The sequence below is a fragment of the Streptomyces sp. R35 genome, assembly GCF_041053035.1.
Classification (GTDB): domain Bacteria; phylum Actinomycetota; class Actinomycetes; order Streptomycetales; family Streptomycetaceae; genus Streptomyces; species Streptomyces lutosisoli.
The window spans coordinates 3,096,222-3,116,734 of sequence record NZ_CP163440.1 but is presented as its reverse complement, the minus strand read 5'-3'; the positions used below and the strand labels follow the sequence as shown (position 1 = coordinate 3,116,734).

Annotated in this window: 12 protein-coding genes; 5 read left to right on the top strand and 7 right to left on the bottom strand. The window is 70.4% G+C overall.

Annotated features, from left to right (window positions below; genetic code table 11):
- Window positions 1-57: 57 nt before the first annotated feature.
- Window positions 58-681, bottom strand: coding sequence for a GntR family transcriptional regulator (locus AB5J50_RS14415; protein WP_327428140.1), 624 nt, complete (start codon window positions 679-681; stop codon window positions 58-60).
- Between the two features lie 290 nt (window positions 682-971).
- Here AB5J50_RS14415 and AB5J50_RS14410 point away from each other — a divergent pair, with 290 nt between their 5' ends.
- The gene (locus AB5J50_RS14410; RefSeq protein WP_369258112.1) at window positions 972-1,667 is read left to right on the top strand and encodes a hypothetical protein; all 696 of its coding nucleotides are present in this window, start codon (window positions 972-974) and stop codon (window positions 1,665-1,667) included.
- Window positions 1,668-1,705: 38 nt separating this feature from the next.
- Here the strand turns inward: AB5J50_RS14410 and AB5J50_RS14405 are convergent, their stop codons facing one another.
- The 6 genes from AB5J50_RS14405 to AB5J50_RS14380 form a co-directional block, all read right to left on the bottom strand.
- Window positions 1,706-2,431: a CHAT domain-containing protein gene (locus AB5J50_RS14405; RefSeq protein ID WP_369258110.1), complete on the bottom strand. Its 726-nt coding sequence runs from the start codon at window positions 2,429-2,431 to the stop codon at window positions 1,706-1,708.
- Between the two features lie 25 nt (window positions 2,432-2,456).
- Window positions 2,457-7,412 carry an AAA family ATPase gene (locus AB5J50_RS14400; protein WP_369258108.1) on the bottom strand — a complete coding sequence of 1,652 codons (4,956 nt, stop codon included), beginning with the start codon at window positions 7,410-7,412 and terminating at the stop codon, window positions 2,457-2,459.
- Between the two features lie 37 nt (window positions 7,413-7,449).
- A complete protein-coding gene (locus AB5J50_RS14395) occupies window positions 7,450-8,895 on the bottom strand; it encodes an esterase/lipase family protein (protein WP_369258106.1) in 1,446 nt (481 codons plus the stop codon).
- 251 nt (window positions 8,896-9,146) lie between these two features.
- The gene (gene sucB / locus AB5J50_RS14390) at window positions 9,147-10,928 is read right to left on the bottom strand and encodes a 2-oxoglutarate dehydrogenase, E2 component, dihydrolipoamide succinyltransferase (RefSeq protein ID WP_369258104.1); all 1,782 of its coding nucleotides are present in this window, start codon (window positions 10,926-10,928) and stop codon (window positions 9,147-9,149) included.
- A 109-nt stretch (window positions 10,929-11,037) separates the two neighbouring features.
- Complete coding sequence (gene lpdA, locus AB5J50_RS14385; protein WP_327428137.1) at window positions 11,038-12,426, bottom strand: dihydrolipoyl dehydrogenase; 1,389 nt, start codon at window positions 12,424-12,426, stop codon at window positions 11,038-11,040.
- A gap of 341 nt (window positions 12,427-12,767) precedes the next feature.
- Window positions 12,768-14,288 (bottom strand): leucyl aminopeptidase, encoded by a 1,521-nt coding sequence (locus AB5J50_RS14380; RefSeq protein WP_327428136.1) that lies wholly within the window; start codon window positions 14,286-14,288, stop codon window positions 12,768-12,770.
- A gap of 332 nt (window positions 14,289-14,620) precedes the next feature.
- Here AB5J50_RS14380 and AB5J50_RS14375 point away from each other — a divergent pair, with 332 nt between their 5' ends.
- From AB5J50_RS14375 to AB5J50_RS14360, 4 genes are all read left to right on the top strand, one after another.
- Complete coding sequence (locus AB5J50_RS14375; protein WP_369258102.1) at window positions 14,621-16,642, top strand: hypothetical protein; 2,022 nt, start codon at window positions 14,621-14,623, stop codon at window positions 16,640-16,642.
- A gap of 132 nt (window positions 16,643-16,774) precedes the next feature.
- Window positions 16,775-18,295, top strand: coding sequence for a GT4 family glycosyltransferase PelF (pelF, locus tag AB5J50_RS14370; RefSeq protein WP_369258100.1), 1,521 nt, complete (start codon window positions 16,775-16,777; stop codon window positions 18,293-18,295).
- Window positions 18,292-19,839 (top strand): hypothetical protein, encoded by a 1,548-nt coding sequence (locus AB5J50_RS14365; protein WP_369258098.1) that lies wholly within the window; start codon window positions 18,292-18,294, stop codon window positions 19,837-19,839. The genes pelF and AB5J50_RS14365 overlap by 4 nt, the downstream gene beginning before the upstream one ends.
- Window positions 19,836-20,507, top strand: coding sequence for a spherulation-specific family 4 protein (locus tag AB5J50_RS14360; RefSeq protein WP_369258096.1), 672 nt, complete (start codon window positions 19,836-19,838; stop codon window positions 20,505-20,507). The genes AB5J50_RS14365 and AB5J50_RS14360 overlap by 4 nt, the downstream gene beginning before the upstream one ends.
- Window positions 20,508-20,513 lie beyond the last annotated feature (6 nt).

Here is a 20,513-nt window from a genome sequence, read left to right as displayed (position 1 = left end):
CGGCGAGGCCGTGGCGCGCCGCCCGGCACGAGGTGCCCCGGCAGTGCCTCAGCGGTGTCACGGCCGCGGCGCGCACCCCAGCACATGCGCCTTCACCAGGTCGGCGATCAGCGGATCCCGCCGCCGGAACGCGTCCACGAGGGCCTCGTGCTCCTCCGCGTACGACTGCTGGACGGTCCCCAGCCAGCGGATCGACAGGGCCGTGAACACCTCGATGCCCAGCCCCTCCCAGGTGTGCAGCAGCACGGAGTTGTTGGCGGCCCGCACCAGCTCGCGGTGGAAGCCCACGGTGTGCCGGACCTGACCGGTCCCGTCCGCCAGCCGGTCGGCCTCGTACAGTGCCGCGACATGCGGCTCCAGGGCCGAGCAGTCCTCGGCGAGCCGCTCGGCCGCCAGCTCGGCCGCGATGGCCTCAAGACCGGCTCGTACGGGGTAGCTCTCCTCCAGGTCGGCGGCCGTCAGGTTCCTCACCCGCACGCCCTTGTTCGGCGCCGACTCGATCAGCCGCAACGACTCCAGCTCACGCAGCGCCTCCCGCACCGGGGTCTGGCTGACCTCCAGCTCGGTGGCGATCCGCCGCTCCACGATCCGCTCGCCCGGCTTCCAGCGCCCGCTGACGATCCCCTCCACGATGTGCTCGCGGATCTGTTCGCGCAGCGAGTGGACGACGGGCGCGGTCATGAAGGCTCCTTTGGGAGGGGTGCGGGAACCCCGAGGGCGTTTGACGTTTAGACAATAAGGCCGCACCCCGGTCCGTGAGAGGCGCACGGGGGCGCTTTCATGCAGGTGAGACGAGACTTACACGCTGTCAGAGTGTCCGCGCCTGTAAAGACCCGTACCGGGTACGGCCCGGAGGCGTCACGACCGTGTCACCCGTTGAACTGCCGAGCCCCCATTACGTGTGGCCCCCTGCACAGGGTTCCCGCGCAGGGCGCCCTCGGGAACATCGGCGGGAACACCAGGGGGATGACATGAGCGGACTGGCACGGAAACGAGGGTTTCGCTGGGCGCTGGCGGCGACCGCGGCCGGAGTGGTCGTGGGCATGACGGGCTGCCAGCCGATGGACACCGGGGCGGCCGTGAAGCCGAGCGGCGGCACACCGTCCCACGGCGCCACCGCCGGCACCGGCTCGGTGGGCTCGGCCGGGCAGCCCGCCGGCCCCGGCGGCGCCTGCGTCTTCGTCAAGCCGGACGGCGCCCAGAAGTTCGGCCACACCGGCTGGGGCTTCCGCATCACGGGCACCGACCGCTGGGAGTACGGCGCCGTCGAGAACCCGGGCAACGGGCTCTACACCCCGCCCGGCGGCGACATCGGCGCCTGGCACGCCGAGGGCTCGTACGCCCAGATGCTCAGCGACATGTCCCGCGACGCGCACTACCCCGGGAAGTCGACCCACCCGTACAGCCGCTACCGCTGCACGTCCTCGTCCACCAGCGACGTGAACGGCGCCCGCGCGATGATCCGTACGGTGGAGAGCCGCGGGTTCCTCGTCGGGATCGACCCGGAGACGGGGGATCTGGGGTCCCGGGACTGCCTGGACGCGACGTACGACGTTTTGAAGGCGTACCGGACGCGGCACCTTACGCCTGCGTATCAGACGGAGATTCCGAATGTGTGGGTGGAGACGTTGGTGCTGTGGACGGACAAGGCGCTGACGCCTCGGTGAGGCCGGCTGTTCGGCTGTCCGGTCGTCCGGCTGTCCGGCTATGACGGGGGTTCCCGGGAGTTGGGGATCTTGGTTTTGCGGAACCGCCAGGGGAAGCCGCCGCCTCGCGGCTTGATGGGGGTGCGGGTCGGCGGGACGCGATACCCGGCGGCTACGAGGTGGAGGGCATCGGCGTAGGAGCCGGGGGCGGCACTCACCTCAGGCAGGCAGCGCCGGTCCGCGCCGTACATCTCGGTCGCGCCGACCGGGATGCTGTGCGCCTTCCCGACCGAGCGGCCTTGGGCGAGGGCGCTGTAGAGCGTGCGGGAGTAGTCGAGGCAGCCGGTGTCGGTGATCGGGACGCCGGTGCCTATGACGCAGGGGACGGTCTCGGCGAGAAGCGCGGCCAGCTCGGAGGTCCAGCAGGCGCTGAGGACTACGAGCCGGAGGCCCTCCGCCACGAATTCAGTGAGCAGTTCGCACAGGCCCTGGTCGGAGACCGGGGCCTCTCCGCCGTCGCCGGTGAGGAAGCGGAGGCCGCCGCCGGGGGTGCCGCGGGCGGAGAAGTGCAGGACTGCGGGGGCGCCCCTGATCAGGCGGTCGGGCAGGTCCCGAGCCTGCGCCGCTTGGAGGCTTTCGAGGGTGAGGGCGTGTCCGTGCCGCCCGTGCGTGATGCTCTGCTGCATTTCCCGGTACTCCGCTCCGGCGTCCGGGGTTCCGGGTACTCGGGCGGAGGCCGCTTGGACGACGAGGATCGTGGAGCGGGGGAGGGGTGGGGTGGTCATGGGGGCGTGGGTGGTTACGGGGTCGTCATGGGGTGGTTGTTGTGGACAGGAGGCTTTGGAGGAGGGTGTTCAGGGCCGGGGCGTGTTGGGGGGAGCGGCCCATGAGGGTGGCGATCTCGGCGATGGCTCGGTCTCGGGCTGTGGGGTCGGGGGTGGGCCAGGGGGTGGGGTCGTAGGGGTCGTCGGCGAGGGCTGCGGAGATGGCCAGGTGGACGGTGCCGGTGAACTCGTCTTGGTGGATGAGAAGTTCGAGTAGGGCGCAGGCGTTGAGGAGGGTGGGGTCCGGGGCGGCCAGTAGCTGCTGGATTCGTTCGCTCAGGGGGGTGCGGACCTCGACGTATTGGTAGGCGGTGGGGATTCCGTCTGCGCGGGCCAGGAGGAGGAGTGCGAGGTGGGTGGCGGATTCTGCGCTCTCGGTGTCGGTGCTGAGTAGTTCGAGGGCCCGGTCGTGCAGGAGATGTTCTGCGTGGTCGGAGAGGGAGGCCTGGGATTCCTCCCAGGTAGGGGTGTTGATCCAGGAGCTGAGCAATTCTTCTGTGAGGTACGGGCGGAACGCGGCGTCTGGGGTGTTGGCTGTGGCGTCGCGGGCGATGCGGAGATGTTGCTCGGCGGCTTTGGAGACCAGAGCGAGTTCCTCCAGGGCCAGGGCGGTCTCGGGGGACTGGAGGTGCGCCGAGTGTTCCTCCCAGAAGGCGCGGGAGGCTGCCCAGGTCGGGCAGTTGATCCACTCGATGGCGAGATCGATGGTGGCCTCGTGGAGCTTCAGCCACGCCGGGGGTTCTGCGCCGGTTGATGTGCGCCAGGAGTCATTGATCTGAGAGGCGGCGTCGGCGCTTGTGCGGCTGAGATCGCGCAGCAGATGCCGGGCATTGAGAGCGGCGGGGTCTGGGCCGGCGGGTGGGGGTGATGTGAGGAGTTCGACCAAGGAGTGAATTCCGGCATCGGGTTCTGCTTGTGTGAGTTGGAATTCCGCGCGCTGGACGACGATTTGGCGCGTAGCAACAGGGTGGGCGCGGAGGGACTGTTCCGCCTGGGCGTAGGCGGTGAGCGTCTCTTCAAGGGGTGCGATGGTGGCGAGGTTGTTGAGGGAGCCGGCGAGGTCGGGGAGGTAGGCGGCGGGGTGGGCCTCGGCGAGGGTGCGGTAGAGGTCGGTGGCTTGGGTGATGGTGGTGAGTGCGGCTTGGGGGTCTCCGGTCTCGCTCTGGCGGTTGGCCAGGTTGTTGAGGGAGCCGGCGAGGTCGGGGAGGTAGGCGGCGGGGTGGGCCTTGGCGAGGGTGCGGTAGAGGTCGGTGGCTTGGGTGATGGTGGTGAGTGCGGCTTGTTGGTCACCGGTCTCGCTCTGGTAGACGGCGAGGTTGTTGAGGGAGTTGGCGAGGTCGGGGAGGTAGGCGGCGGGGTTAGTGTCGGCGAGGGTGCGGCGGATGGTGACGGCTTGGTTGATGGTGGTGAGTGCGGCTTGGGGGTCTCCGGTCTCGCTCTGGCGGTTGGCGAGGTTGTTGAGGGAGCCGGCGAGGTTGGGGAGGTAGGCGGGGTTGGCCTCGGCGAGGGTGCGGTAGAGGTCGGTGGCTTGGGTGCTGGTGGTGAGTGCGGCTTGGGGGTCTCCGGTCTTGCTCTGGCGGTTGGCGAGGTTGTTGAGGGAGCTGGCGAGGTCGGGGAGGTAGGCGGCGGGGTTGGCCTCGGCGAGGGTGCGTAGAGGTCGGTGGCTTGGGTGCTGGTGGTGAGTGCGGCTTGTTGGTCTCCGGTCTTGCTCTGTAGAGGCGAGGTTGTGAGAGGAGTTGGCGAGGTCGGGGAGGTAGGCGGCGGGGTTGGTGTCGGCGAGGGTGCGGCGGATGGTGACGGCTTGGGTGCTGGTGGTGAGTGCGGCTTGTTGGTCTCCGGTCTTGCTCTGGTAGATGGCGAGGTTGTTGATGGAGCTGGCGAGGTCGGGGAGGTGGGCGGCGGGGTTGGTGTCGGCGAGGGTGCGGTAGAGGTCGGTGGCTTGGTTGATGGTGGTGAGTGCGGCTTGGGGGTCTCCGGTCTCGCTCTGGTAGATGGCGAGGTTGTTGATGGAGCTGGCGAGGTCGGGGAGGTAGGCGGCGGGGTTGGTGTCGGCGAGGGTGCGGCGGATGGTGACGGCTTGGGTGATGGTGGTGAGTGCGGTTTGTCGGTCTCCGGTCTTGCTCTGGTAGACGGCGAGGTTGTTGAGGGAGGTGGCTAGGTTGGGGAGGTAGGCGGCGGGGTGGGCCTCGGCGAGGATGCGGTGGAGGCCGGTGGCTTCGTTGCTAGTGGTGAGTGCGGCTTGGGGGTCTCCGGTCTCGCTCTGGTAGACGGCGAGGTTGTTGAGGGAGCTGGCGAGGTTGGGGAGGTAGGCGGCGGGGTTGGTGTCGGCGAGGGTGCGGCGGATGGTGACGGCTTGGGTGATGGTGGTGAGTGCGGTTTGTCGGTCTCCGGTCTTGCTCTGGTAGACGGCGAGGTTGTTGAGGGAGGTGGCTAGGTTGGGGAGGTAGGCGGCGGGGTGGGCCTCGGCGAGGATGCGGTGGAGGCCGGTGGCTTCGTTGCTAGTGGTGAGTGCGGCTTGGGGGTCTCCGGTCTCGCTCTGGTAGACGGCGAGGTTGTTGAGGGAGCTGGCGAGGTCGGGGAGGTAGGCGGCGGGGTTGGCCTCGGCGAGGGTGCGGCGGATGGTGACGGCTTGGGCGCTGGTGGTGAGTGCGGCTTGTTGGTCTCCGGTCTTGCTCTGGTGGACGGCGAGGTTGTTGAGGGACATGGCGAGGTTGGGGAGGTACACGGCGGGATTGGTTTCGGCAAGGGTCCGATAAAGGTCAGACGCCTCTTGGGACGGCGCGAGCGCCTCATCCCGCTGTCCTGCTTCCGAGATCGAAACCGCCAGTTCGCCCAAAGCACTCGCCAGATCTGGCCAGAACACCTCCCCCCGCAGCTCCACAAGTTCACGCACCAACGCGATACCCCTGCCTCCCGCCATGACCGCGTGCTCTGAAAGCGACCTCCGCAGGTAGGGATTCGCGTACTCAAGAACCGACGCGTCCTCGCTCTGCTGCCGCAGAAGATCCACGAACGCACGAGCCACGCGGAACGCAGGCTCTGCCTGCCCCTCCGTACGCGGCCCAGCGGACACCCCTCGCAGATGCTCGATGAACTCCCGGTGGTAAAGCCGATACACGGCCTGGACACCATCGCTGTCCTCGATGACATACCGCCCGTAGCAGTTGAGCAGCCAGTCCAGATCCTCCCGCCCGTAGACAGTCCCGGCCGTACTGAGTGCCGTGGCCGCCGCCTCCCACACACCCCTGGCGGGCATGCCGTTGCCTGTGCCCCAGGCGAGCGCGGTCAGCAGTTCCTGCACGGCGTGCGGGAGGACCTCCCCGTCCCGCTCCAGCTTCGGCCCGGCGGTCAGGTCTTCTGTGAACGCGGCCGAGATGGACGCCGGAACGCTCTGTTCCCACTCCTCGGCGCCGGTCTCGGGGAAGTGCCTGATCACGGAATCGATTGCCATCTGAGCGAACAAGAACCCCCCATGGCTCACGGAGGCCCGTCGCTTGATCAGCGCGGCGGCTTCGTCGGGCAGGCCGGTGTCCCGGAGCCGACGGCGGGCGTACTCCTCGATGTCGTCACCCGTGTCGGCTTCGTCGTCCAGGCCGGCCGCGCGTGCCCGGATCCCCAAAACGCGACTGATCGCCTGATCCAGCGGTTCCCCGACCTCCTCGGCCCCGGGATTGAACGGCCGGTCCCGGGAGGCCAGCAGGACGCACGCCATCCGGCTGAGTGGAGCCAGCACCTGTTCGACGATGGGGGAGGCCTGGTCCGATGCGGCCTCATCCAGACCGTCGAGAACAAGGACCGGAGGTCGACCGGAGGCAGGCCACTCCCGCTCCACATCCGCGATCAAGACAGCCGGAGTCTCGGGAGCCTCCAGCTTCAGTACCCGCGCGATGGCCTCCGCGAGCTGCTGGACCGTGAGGCCCCGCAGATGCAGGGAGCCGTGCACCGTACCGACCTCCGGATACGGATCGTCCTTGCGAAGAGCACCGTGCTTCTCGATGTCGGCCCGGTGCGCCCGGTCGGAGAGAGTCGAGATCCTCCCGAGTACGGCCGACTTGCCGCTACCCGCGCTCCCCGTGACCAGGAACAACCCCGGCTCCCCGGCCTTGCACCAGTCGACGATCTCCCTGAGCACCCGCCGACGTCCGCTGAAGAACCAGCCCTCTTCGACACGGGCCACCCCGCGCGCCGCCCTGACCAGGTGTTCTACGAGCTCCGGCTCGAGCTTCTTATTCTCGTTATGAGGGTTGCTGAACATCGGTCGGTCCCGTCCGAGGAAAGCGGGAATCGGAAGCTGCCCCTCGTCCTCCGGCCACTGGTCCAGGGCGGCCTGGATGACCGCGGATCCGGTGATCAGCCCGTTCCGGGGGCTCCATTCGTGGCGGTAGCTCTTGGTCCGGGGGCCGTTGCGCAAGACCTCGGCCACGGTCTCCAGCAGGACCCCGCGTCCCTCGGCCTTCTCCTGCGGGCGGCAGCTCGCGACGACCCCGAGCCAGTTCGACCGGCCCGGCGGCAGCGTCTTGGCGGCCAGATCGGCCAGTGCCTCGTCCAGAGACGCCAGGACTCCCGCCCCCGAGTAACAGGTGTCGACCAGCAGCAGAATCTGGTCCGCACCGCTGCGCAGCGCGGCGGACGTGAGGGTGTCCATCCCGTAGGTCTGCTCGGAATCCTTGATGTCGAGCGTGTCGTGCACGATCAGGCGAAGTCTGTCGTTGCGGAGCTGTCCGTGCCCCGACCACAACACAATCGCCGGCCCGTTCCCGCCCTGCTCCTTCCACCCCTTCCGCCAGCCCTCCACCGAGACCTTGAGGCCATCGCGGGGCGGGTCCTCCACCACGGTCGGCGTATACCCGTACCCCTTCAGCAACGCGCACAGGCTGTTCAACTGCTCCGTCGCGTGGGTCAGTTCGGGGAACTTCGTGCTCTCGTACCGCTGAACCACCACCCCAAGAACAGTCCCCTGAACCGGCTCGACCCGCTGCTCACTCACCCGCCTCACCCACCAACGTCAGCGCGGTGACCGTCGACTCCGCGCGCCCCTCCACCCGTACCGCCAGCCGATAGGCCCCACCCTCCGGAGCGGGGAAACTCCCCTGATAGCGCCCGCCCCCAAGGTTCCGCAGAGACCGGGACGCCCCGTCCCGCCCGCCCGCGGGCTTCAGCTCCGCCACGACCAGCAGCTCGTCGTGCCCCTCCACGTCACCCGGCACCGAAACCCGCACCTCATACGGCACCCCGTGCTCCAGCAGGGACGGAGCCAGCACGCTCAGTGGAGGCACATCCTCGTCCTCCGGGCCCCGGTGGAAGGGAGGCTCCTGCCCGAGCCAGCCCCACATCGCGTCGCGCACGCCGCGGTTGTTCTGCAAGGAGCCATGCTGCTCGTTGGGGGTGAAGGCCGTGGCTGTCAGCGATCCCGTGCCGGCGGCGTTGGCCGGGCGGGCCGAGAGGCGGGGGACGGTGCCGTCGCCGCCCTCGTCGACGCCGGCGATGTCCCAGGCGGGGACCAGGAGATCGTCGGCGTACGAGGCGGTGGTCGCCGTCGGCTGGCGTACGCCTACGACCGCGACCAGGTCGGTACGGGCAGCGCGGCCGGGCGCCTCCGCCGCCTGGCGCAGCTCGGCGTGGAAGCGGCCCGCGTCCTCCAGGAGCTTGGCGTCGGGGCCGGGGAGGCCGGTCAGGTCGCGTGCGTAAGTGAGTCCGTGCCCGTCCGCTGTCGAGACGCACGCGTAGTCCGGCGCGAGCTGGTGCAGTGAGGGGAGTGAGCGCGCGAAGCCGGTGAGGTCGACGCCGAACGGGCCCCAGCCCTTGCGCAGGCCGTTGACCAGATGGACGAGGGCGTCGAGCGAGCCGCGGTGCGGGGTGCCGAGGGTGATCAGGCGGCGGGTGGTCTCGTACCCGCGCAGGCACTCCACGTAGTAGCGGGCGACCAGTCCGCCCATCGAGTGACAGATGAACACGACCTGCGCGTCGGCGCGTTCCGGTGCCGAGGAGCGCCAGCGTTCCAGTTCCTCCGCGACGCGTTCCCGCAGGCGGTGGGCGTTGTACCGGCAGGACAGCCGCCAGTCGTACCCGAACTCGACCAGGTTCGCCGCCGTACCCGGAGGGTCGTTCGGCAGTCGGCGACGCAGGGTGAAGTTCTGCTCCAGCCAGCCGAGTAGGTCGGTGTAGCCGTCGATGGGGTGCCAGATGCCCGGGATCGCGTGGAGGTCGGGCATGACGCCGACGGGACGTACGCCGTCGCCGGGGTGGTCGTCACCGATGTCGGCGGGTAACCGCAGTCCCTTGACCGACTTCCCGAAGGTGCGAAGGGCCCGCCACAGGGCACCGCCCGACAGATCCCAGATGGCGGCGCCGTCGGCGTCCGCGAGCCGGGTCCCCATGATGCCCGGCAGAAACACGACAAGGTCAGTGACAGGTGCGCGCTTCATGCGGCTCCCCCCGTTGCGTGAACCGCTGCGGCCTGAGCCCGCCCGTGGGACGACCGCATGTGAACTGACTCACGGTAGCGAGCCGGACCGGACGGCATCAGGGGATGGGGCGATTGCGGAGGAACGACGAGGAGAAATACGACGGCGTTCCGGTCGGAAAGCTCCGGACAAAAGCTCCAGACATACGACGGCGCCCCCGCCCGGAGAACTCCGGACAGGGGCGCCGTGTGAGCGACGTGCGAACGTGCGAACTACAGGCCGAGCTCGACCTCGAACTCGCCGGCCTCCAGGATCGCCTTGACCGCGGTCAGGTAGCGGGCCGCGTCGGCGCCGTCCACCAGACGGTGGTCGTAGGAGAGCGTCAGGTAGGTCATGTCGCGGACGCCGATGACGGTGCCCTCTTCCGTCTCGATGACGGCCGGACGCTTGACCGTGGCACCGATGCCCAGGATCGCGACCTGGTTCGGCGGCACGATGATCGTGTCGAAGAGCGCGCCGCGCGAGCCGGTGTTGGAGATGGTGAAGGTCGCGCCGGACAGCTCGTCCGGAGTGATCTTGTTGGCGCGGACCTTGCCCGCCAGGTCGGCGGTGGCCTTCGAGATGCCGGCGATGTTCAGGTCGCCCGCACCCTTGATGACCGGGGTCATCAGGCCCTTCTCCGAGTCCACCGCGATACCGATGTTCTCGGAGTCGAAGTAGGTGATCGTGCCCTCGGCCTCGTTGATCCGGGCGTTGATGACCGGGTGGGCCTTCAGCGCCTGGGCCGCAGCCTTCACGAAGAACGGCATCGGGGAGAGCTTGACGCCCTCGCGGGCCGCGAAGGAGTCCTTCGCCTGCGCGCGGAGCTTCATCAGGCGGGTGATGTCGACCTCGACGACCGAGGACAGCTGGGCCTGCTCGTGCAGGGCCTTCACCATGTTGTCGCCGATGACCTTGCGGATGCGGGTCATCTTGACGGTCTGGCCGCGGAGCGGGGAGACCTCGAGAACCGGGGCCTTCTTCGCGCCGGCGGCCGGAGCGGCGGCGGTGACCGGAGCCGGCGCCGGGGCGGCGGCAGCGGCCTTCGCGGCCTCGGCGGCGGCGATGACGTCCTGCTTGCGGATACGACCGCCGACGCCGGTGCCCTTGACGGTGGCCAGGTCGACGGCGTTGTCGGCGGCGAGCTTGCGCACCAGCGGGGTCACGTAGGCGCCCTCGTCGGTGGCCTGCGCGGCGGCGGGCGCCGGAGCCGGGGTGACGGGGGCGGGCGCGGCGACCGGCGCGGGGGCCGGGACCGGGGGCGCGACCGGGGCGGCGGCCTGGACCGGAGCCGGGGGCGCCACCGGGGCGGCCGGGGCGACGGGGGCCGGAGCCGGAGCCGGGGGAGCCACCGGAGCGGCCGGGGCCGGGGCGGCAGCGGCGGGAGCCGGAGCGGCGGCCGGAGCCGCGCCCGGGGCACCGATGACGGCGAGCTTCGCGCCGACCTCGGCGGTCTCGTCCTCGGCGACCACGATCTCCAGCAGCACGCCGGCGACCGGCGCGGGGATCTCGGTGTCGACCTTGTCCGTGGAGACCTCGAGCAGCGGCTCGTCCTCCGTGACCTCCTCGCCGACCTCCTTCAGCCAGCGGGTGACGGTGCCCTCGGTGACCGACTCGCCCAGTGCGGGCAGCACGACGTCGGTACCGGTGGCGCCACCGGCCGGGGCGGCGGGGGCAGCGGGGGCCGGGGCGGCCGGAGCCGCGGGGGCGGCGGCGACCGGGGCCGGGGCGGCCACGGGCTCGGCGGCCGGGGCCGGGGCGGCGGCGGGGGCACCCGTGCCGTCGTCGATGACGGCCAGCTCGGCGCCGACCTCGACGGTCTCGTCCTCGGCGACCTTGATGGACGCCAGGATGCCGGCGACGGGCGAGGGGATCTCGGTGTCGACCTTGTCGGTCGACACTTCGAGCAGCGGCTCGTCGGCCTCGACGCGCTCGCCCTCGGCCTTCAGCCAGCGGGTGACAGTGCCCTCGGTAACGCTCTCACCGAGCGCCGGAAGGGTTACGGAAACCGGCATGGTTTCTGTTGCTCCTTACGAATGGTGCGGAAGTCTGTGGTCGTCGTCGCGCCCATGAGCGACGCGGTGACTGGGGACAGCCGGTGGCTGAAGGTCAGCCGGTGGCCGGTCAGTCGTGCGAGTGCAGCGGCTTGCCCGCGAGGGCCAGGTGGGCCTCGCCGAGCGCCTCGCTCTGCGTCGGGTGGGCGTGGATGAGCTGGGCGACCTCGGTGGGCAGCGCCTCCCAGTTGTAGATCAGCTGGGCTTCGCCGACCTGCTCGCCCATGCGGTCGCCGACCATGTGGACGCCGACCACGGCACCGTCCTTCACCTGGACGAGCTTGATCTCGCCCGAGGTGCCCAGGATCTTGCTCTTGCCGTTGCCCGCGAGGTTGTACTTCAGAGCGACGACCTTGTCCGCGCCGTAGATCTCCTTGGCCTTGGCCTCGGTGATACCCACGGAGGCGACCTCGGGGTGGCAGTACGTCACCCGGGGCACGCCGTCGTAGTCGATCGGAACGGTCTTGAGACCGGCCAGACGCTCCGCCACCAGGATGCCCTCGGCGAAGCCGACGTGCGCGAGCTGGAGCGTCGGGACCAGGTCACCGACGGCGGAGATGGTCGGGACGTTCGTCCGCATGTACTCGTCGACCAGGACGTAGCCGCGGTCCATCGCGACGCCCTGCTCCTCGTAGCCGAGACCGGCGGAGACCGGGCCGCGGCCGACGGCGACGAGCAGCACCTCGGCCTCGAACTCCTTGCCGTCGGCGAGGGTGACCTTGACACCGTTCGCGGTGTATTCGGCCTTCGAGAAGAAGGTGCCCAGGTTGAACTTGATGCCGCGCTTGCGGAACGCGCGCTCAAGAAGCTTGGAGGAGTTCTCGTCCTCGACCGGGACGAGGTGCTTGAGGCCCTCGATCACCGTCACGTCGGTGCCGAAGGACTTCCACGCGGAGGCGAACTCGACGCCGATGACGCCGCCGCCGAGCACGATCGCGGACTGCGGGACGCGGTCCAGGACCAGCGCGTGGTCCGAGGAGATGATGCGGTTGCCGTCGATCTCCAGGCCCGGCAGCGACTTCGGCACGGAGCCGGTCGCCAGCAGCACGTGGCGGCCCTGGATGCGCTGGCCGTTCACGTCGACGGAGGTCGGGGACGACAGGCGGCCCGTGCCCTCGATGTACGTCACCTTGCGGGACGCGATGAGACCCTGCAGACCCTTGTACAGGCCCGAGATGACCCCGTCCTTGTACTTGTGGACGGCCTCGATGTCGATGCCCTCGAAGGTGGCCTTGACACCGAACTGCGCGCTCTCGCGGGCCTGGTCGGCGATCTCGCCCGCGTGCAGCAGTGCCTTGGTGGGGATGCAGCCATTGTGCAGGCAGGTACCGCCGACCTTGCCCTTCTCGATCAGGGCGACGTCCAGGCCCAGCTGCGCTCCGCGCAGCGCCGCGGCGTAACCGCCGCTACCGCCGCCGAGGATCACTAGGTCGAAAACGGTGCTGGCGTCGTTCGCCACGTCACGTCCTCCATGCATGTGCGCCACGCCGGTCTCCAGTGACCGGTCGGCGGCTGGTGTCCGGCCGCTCTTCTTCGGCCCTGTGGTGGGGGCCCTGTCCTGCCGAGAACCCATCTTCGCACTTGTCGAGGGCGAGCGAGACGCCGGGCCGGTGTGTGAGACGTCTGATCCATCACGTCGAGAAGCTCCGGATGAGACGGAACGTACGGATTTCGTCGCGAGTGAAGCCTTCGTACAGCGGGCCCCGGGCAACATGTCGCCAAGGGCCCGCTGTAGCGCCCCTTCAGGGGCGCGAGGAACTGCGCGACCAGCCACAAACCACCGGTAGCCGCGAAACAGCCCTAGCCGAGATCCCCCGCGGCGGTCAGCTCAGCAAGACGCACCAGCGTCCGCACAGCCGACCCCGTACCACCCTTCGGCGTGTACCCGAACGGCCCGGACTCATTGAATGCGGGCCCAGCAATATCCAGGTGCGCCCAGGTGATGCCCTCGCCCACGAACTCCTTCAGGAACAGACCGGCGACGAGTCCGCCACCCATCCGCTCACCCATGTTCGCGAGGTCGGCGGTCGGGGAGTCCATCCCCTTGCGCAGATGGTCCGGCAGCGGCATCGGCCACGACTCCTCGCCGACCTCCTCCGCCGCCTCGACGACAGCCGTACGGAACGCGTCGTCATTGGCCATCACACCGAACGTACGGTTGCCGAGCGCGAGCACCATCGCTCCGGTCAGCGTCGCCACGTCGATGATCGCGTCGGGCTTCTCCTCGGAGGCCTTCCACAGCGCGTCGGCGAGGACCAGGCGGCCCTCGGCGTCCGTGTTGAGGACCTCGACGGTCTTGCCGCTGTACATGCGCAGCACGTCACCCGGGCGGGTGGCGGAACCGGAGGGCATGTTCTCGGCGAGCGCGAGCCAGCCGGTGACGTTGACCTCCAGGCCGAGGCGCGCGGCGGCGACCACGGCGGCGAAGACCGCCGCCGCACCGCTCATGTCGCACTTCATCGTCTCGTTGTGCCCGGCGGGCTTGAGGGAGATGCCGCCCGAGTCGTAGGTGATGCCCTTGCCGACGAAGGCCAGGTGCTTGCTCGCCTTCGGGGAGCTGTACGACAGCTTGACCAGACGTGGAGTGGCGGCCGAGCCGGCGCCGACGCCGAGGATGCCGCCGTAGCCGCCCTTCTCCAGGGCCTTCTCGTCGAGCACCTGCACCTTGATGCCGTGCTCCTTGGCGGCCGCGGTGGCGACGGCGGCGAAGGCCTCCGGGTCGAGGTCGTTCGGCGGGGTGTTGATGAGGTCGCGGGCGCGGTTGAGCTCCTCGGTCACGGCGGTGGCGCGCGCGATCGCGGCCTTGTACGCCGCGTCGCGGGGCTTCCCGCCGAGGAGGGCGACCTCGCCGAGCGGGCCCTTGCTGTTCTTGGCGTCCTTGCCGCTGTCCTTGTACGCGTCAAAGGTGTACGCGCCCAGGCGGGCGCCCTCGGCGACGACACCGGCGTCGGCGGCGTCCGCCATCGGCAGGGCGAAGGCGGCCTTCTTGGCGCCGGCGAGCGCGCGGGCCGCGACACCGGCCGCGCGGCGCAGGGCCTCGGCGCTGAACGTGTCGTCCTTCTCCGGGACCGCTCCCAGGCCGACGGCCACGACGACGGGGGCCTTGAAACCGGACGGCGCGGGCAGCTTCGTCACCTCGCCCTCGGACCCGGAGGCGCCGAGGGTCTCCAGGATCCCGGCGAGCCCGCCGTCGTAGGCGTTGTCCACGGCCTCGGCGCCCGGTGCGACGACCGGACCCTTGGGCCCCTTCGCGACACCGACGACGATCGCGTCGGCCCGCAGACCGGACGCCGCGGCGGTGCTGAGAGTGAGAGCAGTCACGGTGGTGAAATCTCGCTTCCGTTGAAGTGGTGGTGGCCGAATGGGGTGGGTCGACCGGGCCCGACGGCTGACCCTAGATCCGGCCTGCGGGGGCGGTCCCTACCGGGGGCAGGTAAGTACCCGGGACGAGCCTACGCTCGGGGCCGGGTTTCGCTCATTCCTGCGGGCGTTCACCGTCCAGTGGCGTCGTGTCCACTTCCCGCCCCTCACTCCCGGTGACTTGAGCCACACTCATCGTGTTCCGGTGAGCGCGACGCTCACCGCTTTGCATCATTTCCGCGGATCCTCCTCGGTTCGGCCAAAAGAGGATCTTCGAGGGGGAGGGGCAACACATGGCGCATACCGCGCACAGATGGAGAGACGCGGCCGCTGTCTTAGCGGCCGCGAGCTTGTCGGTGCTGGGCCTGGGGGTGCCCGGCGCGTCCGCGGCGACCGCACCGCGCATCGATCTGAAGGTCCTGGTCATCGACAACGGCGCCGGCCAGGTCGGTGCCATCACCGCCGAGCTGAAGAACACCGGCATCCCGTACACCACCGTCTATCTGGGCGACACGAGCCGCCCCGTGATTGACACGGCGTTCCTGAGCGACACGGTGAACGGCACCCCGCGGGCCAAGTACCAGGGTGTCGTCGTGCCGAACGAGGCACCGTTCGCCCCGGGTTCGGCCGAGCGGACCGCCCTGGAGACGTACGAGAAGACGTACGGCATTCCGCAGGTCGACGCCTACACCTGGGCCCATCCGGAGGTCGGTCTCGACTACACCGACCAGAACGGGGGCTGGTCGGGCGTGCTGGACGGCGCGCGGACCCAGGTCACCGCGGCCGGCCGGGCGGGCGCCTTCGGCTACCTCGACGGGCCGCTGACCTTCGAGGACAACGACCCGTCGGTGCAGGAGAGCTACGGTTACGCGGGCCACCCGAGGGACGGGTTCACCAGCTATCTCGACGCACCCACCGGCGGCACCCTGCTGGGCGAGTACGCGCACGACGGGCGCCGCGAACTCGTGCTGACCTTCGCGTACAACCAGTACCAGCAGCAGTTCCGGGTCCTTGCCCGCGGTGTCGTCGAATGGCTGACTCAAGGCGTACACCTCGGGCAGGACCGCAACTACTTCTCGGTGCATGTCGACGACGTCTTCGCGCCCGACGCCCGCTGGGACACCACCGACAACTGCACCCCGGGCGACTACGACTGCCAGTCCGGCGGCGCCACGACCCCCGACATCCGGATGACGGCGGCCGACGCGCAGTACGCGGCCCAGTGGGAGCAGGCCAACGGCTTCACCCTGGACATGGTCTACAACGCGGGCTCCGGTGAGGCGTGGAAGACCGAGAACGGCGGCACCGACGCGCTCGCCACCCAGCTGCTCGCCGACAAGGCCAAGTACCGCTGGGTGAACCACACCTACACGCACCTGTTCCTCGGCTGCCTCCAGGACGTCACGGTGGTCCCCTGGCAATGCAGGAAGAACGCCGACGGAACCACCCAGTGGACGAGCCGCGCCGACATCTCCGGCGAGATCTCCAACAACTACAACTGGGGTGTCCAGAAGGGCCTTCCGCTCGACCGGACCGAACTGGTCACCGGTGAGCACTCGGGCCTGAAGACGCTGCCCCAGCAGCCCGACGACAACCCGAACCTCGCGGGCGCCCTCGCGGCGGGCGGCATCAAGTGGACGGGTTCCGACAACTCCCGTGAGCCCGCCCAGCGTTCGGTCGGCACCGCGCTGACGGTGCCCCGCTATCCGATGAACGTGTACTACAACGCAGGTACGGCGGCCGAGATGGCCGACGAGTACAACTGGATCTACACGTCCAGGACCGACGGCGGCAGCGGCATCTGCGAGAACAACGCGACCTCCACATGCCTGCCGGCGCCGCTGGACACCACCACCGGCTATGCGTCGTACATCGTCCCGCTGGAGGCGCACACCGCGCTCGGGCACGTCATCACCAACGATCCGCGACCGCACTACGTCCACCAGTCCAACCTGGCCGAGGAGCGCATCCTCTACCCGGTCCTGGACAAGGTGCTCGGGGACTACAAGGCGCTCTACGCCGACAACACCCCGCTGGTGAACCCCCGGCAGAGTGCCACCGGCACCGAGCTGCAGCGCCGGGCCGCCTGGCAGACGGCCGTCGCGAACGGCAAGGTCACGGCGTACCGCGTCGGCACCACCGTCACCGTCACCGCCCCGTCCGGGACCCAGATCCCGGTGACCGCACCCGAAGGGACCAAGAAGCAACTCCTGCTCGGCACCACCGCGTTCGGGACGCCGTACGCGGGTGGGCGCTCGGCCTGGACCACGCCGGAGCCCCTGCAGTCCGCTCTCAAGCTGACCCTGCCCGCGTAGGGCACGGGCAGCTCAGCCGCACGACGCGCACCCCGGCCATGACCGGCCGGGGTGCGTGCTGAGCCGTAGTTGAACCGGGGGTCCCGGGGGTGGCCCCCCGGGAAGAAACAGTCACAGGGGGGAACGCGCAGGATGCGCAACGGCCGTCATGTCACCATGCTCACCGAAGGCACCTATCCGCATGTCCACGGCGGGGTCAGCACCTGGTGCGACCAGCTCGTGAAGGGCATGCCGGAGGTCGACTTCCACATCGTCTCGCTCACCGGCAGCGGCCGCGAACCCGTGACCTGGGAGCTGCCGCCCAACGTCCGCCGGCACACCTCCGTACCGACCTGGGGCCCGCGGCCGGGGCGCGCACGGCCGCCGCTGGGCCGGGCCCGCCGCCGTTTCACCGACACCTACGAGCGCTTCCTGCTCGCCTTCCTCGACCCGGACGCGCACGGCGACTTCGGCGGGGCGCTGTACGAGCTCGCCCAACTCGCCCGCGACGGACGTCTGTCGGCGGCACTGCGCACCGAGACCGCGCTGCGCTCGCTGATGTGGATCTGGTCGATGCCGCATCTGCCCACGGCCGCCGCCCGGCCCACCGTGCACGACGCGCTCACCGCCACCGACCTGCTGGAACACGCGCTGCGCCCGCTCGGTGTCCGGATCCCCGAGGACTCCGTGGCACACGCGGTCAGCAGCGGCCTCGCCACCCTGCCCGCCCTCGCCGCACACCACCTCGACGGGGTCCCGTTCCTGCTCACCGAGCACGGCATCTATCTGCGCGAGCGCTACCTCGGCTACCGCAGCGGCGAACAGCGCTGGCCCGTCAAGGCGTTCATGCTCGGCTTCTACCGCGAGCTGAACTCGCTGGGCTACCGGGCGGCCGATCTGATCACCCCCTGCAACCAGTACAACCGCCGCTGGGAGGAGCGCGGCGGCGCCGATTCCGACCGGATCCGCACGGTCTACAACGGCGTCGACCCGCACGCCTTCCCGCACGCGGGCCCCGAACCTGCCGTCCCCACCCTCACCTGGTGCGGCCGCGTCGACCCCATCAAGGACCTCGAAACACTGCTGCGCGCGTACGGCATGGTGCGCGCCGAGATGCCCGAGACCCGGCTGCGGCTGTTCGGCCCGGTGCCGCCCGGCGGGGAGGCGTATCAGACCCGGCTGGAGAAACTCGCCGCCGAACTGGGCGTCACGGACGGCCTGACCTTCGAGGGCCGCATCAGCGAGGTGTGGCGCGCGTACGCGGCGGGTCATGTGGTGATGCTCTCCTCCATCTCGGAGGGCTTCCCGTTCTCGATCATCGAGGCGATGTCCTGCGGCCGTACGACGGTGTCGACCGACGTCGGCGGAGTGCGCGAGGCGGTCGGCGACACGGGCATCGTGGTGCCGCCGCGCGAACCGGAGAAGATGGCCGCCGCCGCGCTCACCCTCCTGAAGGACGACGAACACCGCCTGAAATTAGGGGAGTTGGCGCGTCAGCGCGTCATCGACCGGTTCACGCTGCGCCGTTCCGTGGATGCCTTCCGGACGATCTACCAGGAGCTGGCGGGCCTGCCCGAGGTGTACGAGCCCACCGTCGAGACCGTCGCCGACTGGACCCTCGAACTGCGCGACCCCTGGTACCAGGCGGTCGCCACGGACGGGACCGGCTGGTGAGCGGCTCCCTCCGGATGCCGCCCGGCACCTACGAGGACACCCTCCCGTACGTGCCCCGGCAGCGCCGCCCGCCCAGCTGGGCCCAGCCGGACCCGATCGAGGAACTCGCCGAACGGCTGGGCGAGTTCATCGCCGCGGCCGTCCATCCCGACGAGATAGCCGCGCTCCTCGAATCCGACGGCATGTCGGACGACCAGATACGCCGGCGCTACGGCGTCAAGAACTCCTTCGCGCTCGCGGAGGAGCTGTACGAACGGGTCGAGCGCCACTACCCCGAGCCTGCGGGTCCGGCGCAAGACCCCTGGCAACTCGGCCTGCTGGGCTGCCTGTTACGGGGCGTCGTCTTCGCCCTCCCCGGCCTCGGATACGTGCTGGGGGCGCCGCTCCTCGCGGGCCCGAAGGGTGAGTTCGGACTCCCGGCCGGGACCGTTCCGCTGCTCGCCGGCGCGCTGTGCGGCTGGACCTGGAACCAGGGGCTGGCCCACCGGGCGTACTCCTGGCTGGGCCTCGGCGACCGCTCGGCCGCCCGCCGCGCACTGCTCTTCGGAGCGCCGGTGGGTGTGCTGCTCGGCTCCCTCGTCGCCCTCGCCGCGGCGGGCACGACCCACCCGGGCACCGCGGTCGCCTTCGCCGCCGGACAGTCCTGCTATCTGGGCGCGGCCACCGTCCTGCTGGTCATGGGCCGCGAACGGGCCCTGCTCGGCGTCCTGTCGCCCATGGCGGCGGGCGCGGTCCTGGCCCTGGTCCACCCGGTGCCCGACCTCGCGCGAGCGGTCCTGCTGCTGGGCTCGCTGGCGGCGGTCGCGCTGCTCGCCCTGCTCGAAGTGGCGCCCGCGGTAAGGGAACTGGGGGAGGGGAGCTGGGGCGCGGGTCTCACCGCGCTGCTGCCCTTCGGGAACCTGCGGGGTGCCGCGGACGGACCGGCGCGACCGGAAGCGCCACGGCCGCCGGCCGCCGCCCCCTGGCTCACCGGATCCCTGCCGTACGCCCTGTTCGGGCTCGGCAGCGGGGTCCTCGTGCTGTACGCGGCGCTCGGGGACGTACTGGCGGGCGCCCACACCGCGGTGGCCGCGCCGGCCGCCGTCGCGCTGACGCTCAGCATGGGCCCGGCCGAGTGGCTGCTCCTCCGGTTCCGCAGCGCCAGTCTCGGCGGGCTGCGCTCCAGCAACACGTCGAAGGACTTCTGGCGGACCACCGCGATCACCCTCGTCCAGTGCCTCACCGGCTATCTCGTCGCGCTGCTCGCGCTCAGCCTCGCCGCCTCCGCGCTCTGGCCGCACGCGCCCGCGACCACGGGCGGGGTCCGGCTCACCGGGCTGCTCCTGCTGGGCGTGGTCCTGTGGACAGGGCTGCTGCTCCAGTCCTTCGGCGCCGTCACGAGCGCCGCCGTGGTCTGCTGTGTCGCGGCGCTCGCCCAGACCGCGGCCCTCGCGACGCACGCGGGCAGCCCGCACTGGGTGGGGCTGATCGTGTACGGGGCGGCGGCCGGGGCCCAAGCGGGCCTGGTCTGCGGCCTGTTGGGGAGGGCGACCGCGCACCGATGAGCCTGCCCAGCACCCCTGGGACGCTGTTGGTCCCGTACTACGAGCACCCGTCCGTCCGCCCCGCCGAATGGGACGCCCTCATCGCCGCCGCTCCCCGCCTCCACGCCGTCGTGCTCAACCCGGCCAGCGGCCCCGGCGAGCGCCCCGACCCGGCGTTCGCCGAAGTCGCCGAGCGGCTGCGCACGGCGGACGTCCGGGTGCTCGGCTACGCGGACACGGACTACGGCCGCAGACCCATGACCGACGTCGTACGTGAGCTGTCCCGGCACCGCGCCTGGTACGGGACCGACGGCGCGTTCCTCGACCAAGTCGCCTCGGGGGAGGCCGAGTTCACGTACTACCGGCGGCTCGCGGCAGCCGCCTGGGGCCTGGGCTGCGGCACCCTCGCCCTCAATCACGGAACGGTGCCGCACCCCTCGTACGCCCGCATCGCCGACGTACTGGTGACGTTCGAGGGCCCGTGGGCGACGTACCGAAGGAACCACCTGCCGCCGTGGACGGATGCCGGTGCGCGGCTGTGCCACCTCGTGTACGGCGTACCGGCCGGGGTCGACCTGGCGGCGTCGGCACGAGAGCGGGGCGCCACCCTCCACTGCGCGGTGCCGGGCGTGGGCGATCATCCCTGGGGCACGTTGCCGCACGCCGTGGAGATGACCGGATCACGCTGAGATCGA